This window comes from Pontibacter sp. HJ8 (genome assembly GCF_054824225.1).
Genome location: NZ_JSYF01000103.1, coordinates 1 through 10,718, shown reverse-complemented (window position 1 = coordinate 10,718; position 10,718 = coordinate 1). Strand labels below are relative to the sequence as shown.

6 protein-coding genes are annotated in these 10,718 nt (G+C 46.6%); all 6 read left to right on the top strand.

Annotated features, from left to right (window positions below; all coding sequences use genetic code 11):
* Positions 1-2,994 (top strand): DNA-directed RNA polymerase subunit beta (gene rpoB / locus OB13_RS06000; protein ID WP_461489245.1); only part of this gene is annotated, 2,994 nt, incomplete at its 5' end.
* Between the two features lie 101 nt (positions 2,995-3,095).
* On the top strand, positions 3,096-7,421 hold the full coding sequence (gene rpoC / locus OB13_RS05995; RefSeq protein WP_461489244.1) for a DNA-directed RNA polymerase subunit beta': 4,326 nt from the start codon (positions 3,096-3,098) through the stop codon (positions 7,419-7,421).
* 5 nt (positions 7,422-7,426) lie between these two features.
* The gene (locus tag OB13_RS05990; protein WP_461489243.1) at positions 7,427-7,744 is read left to right on the top strand and encodes a DUF3467 domain-containing protein; all 318 of its coding nucleotides are present in this window, start codon (positions 7,427-7,429) and stop codon (positions 7,742-7,744) included.
* Between the two features lie 104 nt (positions 7,745-7,848).
* Positions 7,849-8,265: a 30S ribosomal protein S12 gene (gene rpsL, locus OB13_RS05985; RefSeq protein WP_026236167.1), complete on the top strand. Its 417-nt coding sequence runs from the start codon at positions 7,849-7,851 to the stop codon at positions 8,263-8,265.
* Positions 8,266-8,284: 19 nt separating this feature from the next.
* On the top strand, positions 8,285-8,752 hold the full coding sequence (gene rpsG / locus OB13_RS05980) for a 30S ribosomal protein S7 (RefSeq protein ID WP_461489242.1): 468 nt from the start codon (positions 8,285-8,287) through the stop codon (positions 8,750-8,752).
* A 2-nt stretch (positions 8,753-8,754) separates the two neighbouring features.
* On the top strand, positions 8,755-10,718 hold a 1,964-nt coding region (gene fusA / locus OB13_RS05975; protein ID WP_461489241.1), incomplete at its 3' end, for an elongation factor G.

The following is a 10,718-nucleotide window of genomic DNA, read 5'->3' as shown; positions in this document are numbered from 1 at the left end:
GTTCTACACCGCGAGAATGTAAACATCGCTGACTACGCTATTATCTATAACACGCTTCAGAAAGATAACTCTAACTCGGAGCAGGAAGCCGTAGAGCAGATCTATCGCCAGCTGCGTAACACAGAGGCACCAGACGTAGAAACAGCTCGGGATATTATCCAGAAGCTGTTCTTCTCTGATAAGCGCTATGACCTGGGTGAAGTAGGACGTTACAGAATCAACAAGAAGCTGGGGCTGGATAAGAACTGGGATGCGAAGGTGCTGACAAACGAGGATATCGTTCTTATCGTGAAGTACCTGATCGGTCTGATCAACTCCAGAGCAGTAGTGGATGATATTGACCACTTGAGCAACCGCCGTGTAAGAACGGTAGGAGAGCAGCTGTATGCACAGTTTGGTGTAGGTCTGGCACGTATGGCCCGTACCATCAAAGAGCGTATGAACGTTCGTGATAACGAGGACTTCAAGCCGGTTGACTTGATCAACGCCCGTACCTTGTCTTCTGTGATCAACTCGTTCTTCGGAACAAACCAGTTGTCTCAGTTCATGGACCAGACGAATCCATTGGCAGAAGTGACGCATAAACGTCGTGTATCTGCACTTGGACCAGGTGGTCTGTCAAGAGAGCGTGCTGGTTTCGAAGTACGTGACGTTCACTATACCCACTATGGTCGTCTGTGTACCATCGAAACACCGGAAGGACCAAACATTGGTCTAATCTCTTCTTTGTGTGTGCACGCTCGCGTAAACCACATGGGCTTTATCGAGACGCCATACCGCAAGGTAGCCGAAGGTATAGTAGAGATGAATGGTACAGTTGAATACCTGACTGCAGAAGAAGAAGATACCCACCACATCGCACAGGCTAACGCCATCATAGATGAGAAAGGTAACTTCATAAACGATAGAGTAAAGGGTAGATTTGAGGGTGACTTCCCTGTGGAAGAACCATCTACTTACTCTTATATGGACGTAGCTCCAAACCAAATCGTTTCGGTAGCGGCTTCGCTTATCCCGTTCCTTGAGCATGACGATGCTAACCGTGCCCTGATGGGTTCGAACATGCAGCGCCAGGCAGTGCCACTTTTAAAGGCTGAAGCTCCGATTGTGGGCACAGGTCTTGAAAGAAGAGCTGCCATTGACTCGCGGGCTTTGGTGATAGCAGAAGGCAACGGTGTAATTGACTTTGTTGATTCTACAAAGATCGTGGTAAAATACGACCTGACTGAAGAAGAGAAGTTGGTAGCCTTTGATGCAGAGTATGTAACGTATAACCTGATCAAGTTCAGAAGAACGAACCAGGATACCTGCATCAACCTGACACCGATTGTATTTACGGGTGACCGTGTAACGAAGGGTCAGCCACTTTGCGAAGGGTATGCTACGAACAACGGGGAACTGGCTATCGGTAGAAACATGCAGGTGGCATTCATGCCATGGCAAGGTTACAACTTTGAGGATGCTATCGTAATCTCTGAAAGAGTAGTTCGGGACGATATCTTCACTTCTATACACATTGAAGAGTTTGAACTGGAAGTTCGTGAAACGAAGCGTGGTGAAGAAGAATTAACTTCTGAGATCCCGAACGTAAGCGAGGAAGCTGTAAAAAACCTGGACGAGAACGGTATAATCCGTATTGGAGCCGAGGTGAAAGAAGGCGATATCCTGATCGGTAAAATCACGCCTAAAGGCGAGACCGATCCAACTCCAGAAGAAAAACTTCTGCGTGCGATCTTCGGTGATAAAGCCGGAGATGTGAAAGACGCATCGCTTAAGGCACCTCCATCACTGAATGGTGTGGTTATCGACACGAAGCTTTTCTCCAGACCTAAGAAAGACAAAAACCTGCGGGCCAAGTCGAAAAAAGAGGTAGAAGAGCTGAAGGTGAAATATTCCAAAGATCTCAATGCCATTAAAAACATAATGGTTGATAAACTGGTGGCTTTACTGGAAGGTAAAAACTCACAAGGTATCAAGCATAAGTTTGGCGACGAGATTCTTTCAAAAGGCGTTAAGTTCTCCAGAAAGAATATCATAGAGGCCCTGTTCCCTGAGAAGAACCCATATAAGGACGAAAGTAACTATGCGGTTCCGGAAGAAGTGAACATGTTCAAGGATCTGATCCTGGAAAACTGGACACCGGACGAAAAGACTAACAGCATGCTGGTGGAGCTTGTTAAGAACTATAACAAGCGTCGCAATATCACTTCAGCACACTTCAAGCGTGAGCGTTTCACACTGGAAGTAGGAGATGAGCTTCCGGCAGGTATAGTACAACTTGCCAAGGTATACATCGCCAAGAAGCGTAAGCTGAAAGTGGGTGACAAGATGGCGGGACGTCACGGTAACAAAGGTGTGGTAGCACGTATCGTTCGCGATGAAGATATGCCATTCCTGGAAGACGGTTCACCAATGGACATCGTTCTGAATCCGCTGGGTGTACCTTCGAGGATGAACATCGGTCAGATCTACGAGACAGTGCTCGGATGGGCAGGTAAGAAATTGGGTAGAACGTATGCTACACCTATTTTTGACGGTGCTACGGAAGAGCAAGTATCTGCCGAACTGGCTGAAGCAGGTCTTCCGAAGTTCGGACGTTCTTATCTGTACGATGGTTTGTCAGGCGACCGCTTCGACCAGCCGGTAACAGTAGGTGTGATTTACATGCTGAAACTAGGTCACTTGGTGGATGATAAGATGCACGCTCGTTCTATCGGACCATACTCATTGATTACACAGCAGCCACTGGGCGGTAAAGCTCAATTTGGTGGTCAGCGTTTTGGTGAGATGGAGGTATGGGCGCTTGAGGCATTCGGTGCATCAAACGTACTGCAGGAAATACTTACAGTGAAATCTGACGACGTGATCGGCCGTGCAAAAGCCTATGAGGCGATTGTAAAAGGCGATGTGTTGCCAAAACCAAATATCCCGGAATCCTTCAACGTACTGATTCACGAGTTAAGAGGTCTGGCACTGGAAATCACGTTAGAGTAATAAAGTATAAGCTAAGCGCCCCGGCAACAGTCAGGGCGCTTAGCGCACTTTATACAGATTAGCGTAAGGCATATTCGTTGTATCGACATTATTATAATAATATGGCATTTGCAAAAAATAAAAAGCTAACTCAGGATTTCTCCAAAGTAACGATAAGCTTAGCTTCTCCAGAGTCGATTCTGGAGCGTTCTAACGGAGAGGTAGTAAAGCCTGAGACCATTAACTATAGAACCTATAAGCCAGAAATGGGTGGTTTATTCTGCGAAAGAATATTCGGACCTGTGAAGGACTGGGAATGCCACTGCGGAAAGTATAAGAGAATCAGATACAAGGGCATCATCTGCGACCGTTGCGGTGTAGAGGTGACTGAGAAAAAAGTGCGTCGTGAGCGCATGGGCCACATCGAACTGGTAGTTCCTGTTGCACATATCTGGTACTTCAAGTCTCTTCCGAACAAAATAGGATATCTGTTAGGCTTACCTACCAAGAAGCTGGATCAGATCATCTACTACGAAAGATATGTAGTAATCCAACCAGGTATCCTGGCAGAAGACGGTGTCAACTTACTGGACTTCCTGACTGAGGATGAATACCTGGATATGATTGATAAGCTCCCACGCGAGAACCAGATGTTGGATAACAACGATCCCAACAAGTTCATCGCGAAAATGGGTGCTGAAGCATTACAAATGTTGTTGGAGCGCACGAACCTGGATGACCTGTCCTATGAGCTTCGTCACGCTGCAGCACATGAGACTTCTCAGCAACGTAAGGCAGAAGCGTTAAAGCGTCTGCGTGTTGTGGAAGCTTTCCGTGATGCTACTACCAGAATTGAAAACAGACCAGAGTGGATGATCATCCGCATGGTGCCTGTTATACCGCCAGAACTTCGTCCGCTGGTTCCGTTGGATGGTGGCCGTTTCGCTACTTCCGACTTGAACGACCTGTACCGACGCGTAATTATCCGTAACAACCGTCTGAAGCGTCTGATCGAAATCAAAGCTCCTGAAGTAATTCTTCGCAACGAGAAGCGCATGCTGCAGGAAGCGGTTGACTCCCTGTTTGACAACTCACGTAAAGTGAACGCTGTTCGTGCAGAAGGTAACCGTGCGCTGAAGTCACTATCCGACATGCTGAAAGGTAAGCAGGGGCGTTTCCGACAAAACTTACTTGGTAAGCGTGTGGATTACTCCGGCCGTTCAGTAATTGTGGTTGGTCCAGAACTGAAGCTGCACGAGTGCGGTCTGCCTAAGAACATGGCAGCTGAGCTCTTCAAGCCGTTCATCATCCGCAAGCTGATCGAAAGAGGTATCGTGAAGACGGTAAAGTCTGCGAAGAAAATAGTAGATCGTAAAGATCCTGTTGTTTGGGATATCCTGGAGAATGTGCTGAAAGGCCACCCGGTGCTCCTCAACCGTGCTCCTACGCTCCACAGATTAGGTATACAGGCCTTCCAGCCAAAACTGATCGAAGGTAAGGCGATTCAGCTGCACCCACTGGTGTGTACTGCGTTCAACGCTGACTTTGACGGTGACCAGATGGCGGTGCACGTTCCACTGGGACCTGCAGCCGTACTGGAAGCCTCGATGCTGATGCTGGCTTCGCACAACATCCTGAACCCTGCTAACGGTGCTCCAATTGCAGTACCATCTCAGGACATGGTACTTGGTTTATACTATGTATCCAAAGGAAAGCGTAGCACAGAAACAGAAAAGATCCCTGGTGAAGGCATGAATTTCTACTCTGCGGAGGAAGTAATCATTGCCATCAACGAAGGGCGCCTTTCGAAGCAGGCTTACATCAAAGTAAGAGCCCGTATAAAGAATGAGAATAACGAACTGGTTACAAAATCAATCGAGACCGTAGCCGGTCGGGTTCTGTTCAACCAGTTTGTTCCGGAAGAAGTAGGATACATCGACGAACTGTTGACGAAGAAGAAACTTCAGCAGATCATCTCCAGAGTATTCAAAGAAACGGGTATGGCCCGTACGGCTCACTTCCTGGATGATATTAAAACACTAGGATTCCAGTCTGCCTATAAAGGTGGTCTATCCATGGGTCTGGGTGATATTCAGATTCCAAAAGAGAAAGATATCTTGGTAGCTCAGGCCAAAAAGGATGTGGATGCTGTATGGCAAAACTACTCCATGGGTCTGATTACAGACAACGAACGTTACAACCAGGTGATTGACATCTGGACCCGTATCAACAACCAGATCACTGAAACGTTGATGCGCCGTCTGGAAAATGATGATCAGGGCTTTAACTCGATCTTCATGATGATGCACTCAGGAGCCCGTGGTTCAAGAGAGCAGATTCGTCAGTTGGGTGGTATGAGAGGTCTGATGGCGAAGCCTCAGAAATCACTTCAGGGTTCAGTTGGTGAGATTATCGAGAACCCGATTCTTTCTAACTTCAAAGAAGGTCTGGATGTAATCGAGTACTTTATCTCTACTCACGGTGCTCGTAAAGGTCTTGCCGATACGGCCCTTAAAACAGCGGATGCGGGTTACCTGACCCGTCGTCTGGTGGACGTGTCACAGGACGTGATCGTGAACGAGGAAGACTGCGGAACGCTGAGAGGTCTGGAAGTGAGTGCGCTGAAAGACAATGAAGATATCGTGGAGTCACTTTCTGAGCGTATCCTGGGCCGTGTGACGGTACATGATGTATACGATCCGATTTCAAATGATCTTATCGTTGAATCCGGTTCTGAAGTAACGGAAGAAGTTGCGCGTGCGATCGAGAACACCGCGATTGAGACAGTAGAGATCCGTTCAGTACTTACTTGTGAGTCGAAGCGTGGTATCTGTGCCAAGTGCTACGGCCGTAACCTGGCAACAGGCTTTATGGTGCAGCGTGGTGAGGCTGTTGGTGTTATTGCAGCACAGTCCATCGGTGAGCCTGGTACACAGCTGACACTTCGTACCTTCCACGTGGGTGGTACGGCGTCAAACATTGCAGTAGATGCGATGATCAGAGCCAAGTTCGCTGGTAAAGTTGAATTTGAAGATGTTCGTACCATCGACACGATCAACAACGAAGGTGACACTGTGAAAGTAGTTATGGGTCGTTCAGGAGAGGTGAAAATTGTTGATCCTGCATCTGGCAAAGTACTCATCAGTAACCACGTTCCTTACGGCTCATTCATAACGGTGAACGAAGGACAAGCAGTTGAAAAAGGCGATCAACTTTGTATGTGGGATCCATATAACGCAGTTATTCTCTCTGAGTTTGACGGTGTAATTGATTATGAATCCATCATCGAGGGCATCACTTACCGTGAAGAATCCGATGAGCAGACTGGATACCGTGAAAAAGTAATTATTGATACCAAAGATAAGACGCAAAACCCTGCTATTATAGTGAAGCCGAAGAGTGGAGAGCCGAAAGGTTACAACATTCCGGTAGGTGCCCACTTAACAGTAGAAAATGGCGAGAAGATCAAAGCCGGACAGATACTGGTGAAGATTCCACGTGCCATTGGAAAGACGCGAGATATCACAGGTGGTCTGCCAAGGGTTACAGAATTGTTCGAAGCCCGTAATCCATCTAACCCGGCCGTTGTGTCTGAGATTGATGGTGTGGTAACGTATGGTAGTGTGAAGCGTGGTAACCGTGAAATCTTTATCGAGTCGAAAGACGGCGTGAAGAAGAAATACATGGTGCCGCTGTCCAAGCATATTCTGGTACAGGACAATGACTTTATTCGTGCAGGTATGCCGCTTTCGGATGGTGCTATTACACCTTCTGATATCCTGAATATTCAAGGCCCGGGTGCGGTACAAGAGTACTTGGTGAACGAGATACAGGAGGTATACCGTCTGCAGGGTGTGAAGATCAACGACAAGCACATAGAGGTGGTAGTTCGCCAGATGATGCAGAAAGTTGTGATCATTGACGCAGGTGACACCAGCTTCCTGGAGCATCAGGTTGTTGACAAGATCAACTTCATGGAAGAGAATGATAGAATCATCGACATGAAAGTAGTTGAAGAATCCGGAGACTCTGCTAACCTGAAGCCAGGACAGATTGTGACAGCCCGAAGGCTGCGTGATGAAAACTCCAGCTTGAAGCGTCGTGACCTGAAGCTAGTAACTGTAAGAGACGCATCTCCGGCTGTATCAAGACCAACCTTGCAAGGTATAACACAAGCTTCTTTGGGTACACAAAGCTTTATCTCAGCGGCATCGTTCCAGGAAACTACTAAAGTACTGAGCGAGGCAGCAATCAAAGGTAAAGCGGATGAACTGCTTGGTCTGAAAGAGAACGTGATCGTAGGTCACCTGATCCCTGCCGGTACAGGTCTGAGAGAGTACCAGAAGCTGATCGTGGGTAGCCAGGATGAATACGATACACTGGTAGAGTCTAAGAAGACAGGTGCCGGAAGCCGTGCCAGACAGCAGGAGTTACAAAATAACAGATAATCGGTATGGCAGAAGAGCTGAAAAATCAGAATCAGATCAACATTGAGCTAAGTGAAGAAATAGCAGAGGGCGAATATGCCAATCTGGCTATGATAGCACATTCAAGCGGAGAATTTGTGATCGATTTTATAAGGCTAATGCCAGGATTACCTAAAGCAAAAGTGAAATCAAGAATCGTTATCACGCCAGAGCATGCCAAAAGATTTTTGGCTGCTTTGGCCGATAACATTCAAAAATTTGAAAGCAGCTTTGGGGAGATTAAACCGGCAAATGAAGCCCCATCTTTCCCGATGAACTTCGGAGGAACGGTGGGAGAAGCCTAATGTGCTAATAATTAATGGATTAAAATTTTGAAATTGCAAAGTGATTTTCCTACCTTTGCAGACCGAATTTTAGAGTGAAAAATTATATAATTAACAAATTATAAATGCCTACTATACAGCAATTAGTAAGAAAGGGTAGAGAGAAGTTAACCTATAACTCTAAATCTCCAGCCCTAGATGCATGCCCACAGCGTCGTGGTGTATGTACAAGAGTATATACTACTACGCCTAAGAAGCCAAACTCAGCTATGCGTAAAGTAGCAAGAGTAAGGCTGACAAACGGTAAAGAGGTGAACGCCTATATCCCTGGTGAAGGTCACAACCTTCAGGAGCACTCTATTGTGCTGATCAGAGGAGGTAGAGTGAAAGACCTTCCAGGTGTTCGTTACCACATCGTGCGTGGCGCATTGGATACTGCCGGTGTAAGTGGTAGACTGCAGAGCCGTTCTAAGTACGGTGCAAAAAGACCTAAGCCAGGACAGCCAGCTGCTGCAGCAGGTAAAGGTGGTAAGAAAAAATAATTGATAGAGTTATAATATAATGAGAAAAGCAAAGCCTAAAAGTAGAGTTCTCCTTCCTGATCCAAAATTCAAAGAGACCTTAGTAACACGTTTCGTTAACTATCTGATGGAAGATGGTAAGAAAAGTATTGCTTATGGTATCTTCTATGATGCTGTAGAATTAGTAGAGCAAAGAACGAAAGAGAACGGCCTTGAAACTTGGAAGAAAGCATTGAACAATGTGATGCCAAGCGTAGAGGTGAAAAGCCGCCGAGTAGGTGGCGCTACTTTCCAAGTGCCGACTGAGGTTCGCCCGGACCGCAGAGTATCTCTTGGTATCAAGTGGATGATCTCTTACTCTCGCAGGAGAGGTGAGAAAACGATGAAAGACAAATTGGCTGGTGAGATAATCGCAGCTGCAAAAGGTGAAGGTGCTGCCGTGAAGAAGAAAGACGATACGCACAGAATGGCAGAGGCAAACAAAGCATTCTCACACTTTAGATTCTAAGAATGGCAAGAGACTTAAGGTATACAAGAAATATTGGTATTGCTGCGCACATTGATGCCGGCAAAACTACTACAACAGAGCGAATCCTTTACTATACTGGTAAATCACACAAGTTAGGTGAGGTACACGAAGGTGGCGCTACGACGGACTGGATGGAGCAGGAGCAGGAGCGAGGAATCACCATTACTTCTGCAGCTGTAACCGTAAACTGGAATTACAGGGGACAGCCGTATCACATCAACATCATTGATACGCCAGGTCACGTGGACTTTACTGTTGAAGTAAACCGCTCACTGCGTGTATTGGATGGTCTGGTATTCCTTTTTAGTGCAGTGGATGGCGTTGAGCCTCAGTCTGAGACAAACTGGCGTCTGGCTGATAACTACAAAGTTGCCCGTATCGGTTTCGTAAATAAAATGGACCGTTCAGGAGCTGATTTCCTGGCTGTTTGTAAGCAGGTAAAGGAAATGCTGGGTAGCAATGCCGTTGCACTTCAATTACCTATTGGCTCAGAGGAGACCTTCAGAGGTGTAGTTGACCTGGTGAATAACCGCGGCATCATTTGGAACGAAGCAGATAAAGGCATGACCTTTACTGAGGTTCCTATTCCGGATGACATGGTAGAAGAAGCTGCTGAGTACAGAGAAAAACTTCTGGAAGCAGTAGCCGAATACGATGAAACCCTGATGGAGAAATACTTCGAAGATCCTAATTCAATCTCCGAAGACGAAATTCTGGCTGCACTTCGTGCCGCAACTATCGATATGGCCATTGTGCCAATGCTCTGCGGTTCATCTTTCAAAAACAAAGGTGTACAGACAATGCTGGATTATGTGATGGCATTGATTCCGTCTCCTATGGATAAGGAAAGCATCATAGGTACAGACCCGGATACAGGAAATGAGATATCCCGTAAACCAAGCGCTACAGAGCCTTTCGCAGGTTTAGCTTTTAAAATTGCGACTGACCCTTATGTAGGCCGCCTTTGCTTCGTTAGAGCTTATTCAGGCGTATTGGATTCAGGATCCTATGTGTATAACACAAGGTCTAATAACAAGGAACGTATCTCTCGGATTTTCCAGATGCATGCCAACAAGCAAAATCAAATTGATAAGCTGGAGGCAGGTGACATCGGAGCAGTGGTAGGTTTCAAAGACATCAAAACCGGCGACACACTTTGTGATCAGAATGCGAAAATCGTTCTGGAATCAATGGACTTCCCTGAACCAGTAATTGGATACGCTATAGAGCCAAAGACGCAAGCTGACTCTGATAAAATGGGTATGGCGATTGCGAAACTGGTGGAAGAAGATCCAACCCTACAGGTGAATACGGACGAGGAAACTGGTCAGACTATCCTGAGAGGTATGGGCGAGCTTCACCTGGAGATCATTATCGACAGAATGAAGCGTGAGTTCAAAGTAGAACTGAACCAGGGTGCACCTCAGGTTGCCTACAAGGAAACTATCACCAAGTCTGTTGAACACAGAGAGGTATTCAAGAAGCAGTCTGGTGGTCGTGGTAAGTTTGCCGATATCGTGTTCACTATGGGACCACGGGAAGATGGCAAGCCAGGGCTTGAGTTCGAGAATGCTATTGTAGGTGGTGTGATTCCAAGAGAATTCATACCAGCTGTTCAGAAAGGGTTCGAAGAATCTATGAAGAATGGTATCCTGGCAGGCTTCCCGATCGACTCGATGAAAGTGCGCTTGTTCCATGGCTCATTCCACGATGTTGACTCCGACTCACTTTCTTTTGAACTTGCAGCTCGCCAAGGCTTTAAGGAAGCAGGTAAGCAATGCGCACCGAAACTACTGGAGCCAATCATGGCTGTAGACGTTGTTACTCCGGATGAGTATACCGGTCCGGTAACAGGTGACTTGAACAGAAGAAGAGGTATCATGAAAGGGATGGATACAAAAGGAACTTCATCAGTTGTGAAAGCAAATGTTCCGCTTTCTGAACT

Coding starts and splice junctions, on each gene's coding strand:
- rpoC (WP_461489244.1), top strand. CDS start 3,096: ATGGCATTTGCAAAAAATAAAAAGCTAACTCAGGATTTCTCCAAAGTA.
- OB13_RS05990 (WP_461489243.1), top strand. CDS start 7,427: ATGGCAGAAGAGCTGAAAAATCAGAATCAGATCAACATTGAGCTAAGT.
- rpsL (WP_026236167.1), top strand. CDS start 7,849: ATGCCTACTATACAGCAATTAGTAAGAAAGGGTAGAGAGAAGTTAACC.
- rpsG (WP_461489242.1), top strand. CDS start 8,285: ATGAGAAAAGCAAAGCCTAAAAGTAGAGTTCTCCTTCCTGATCCAAAA.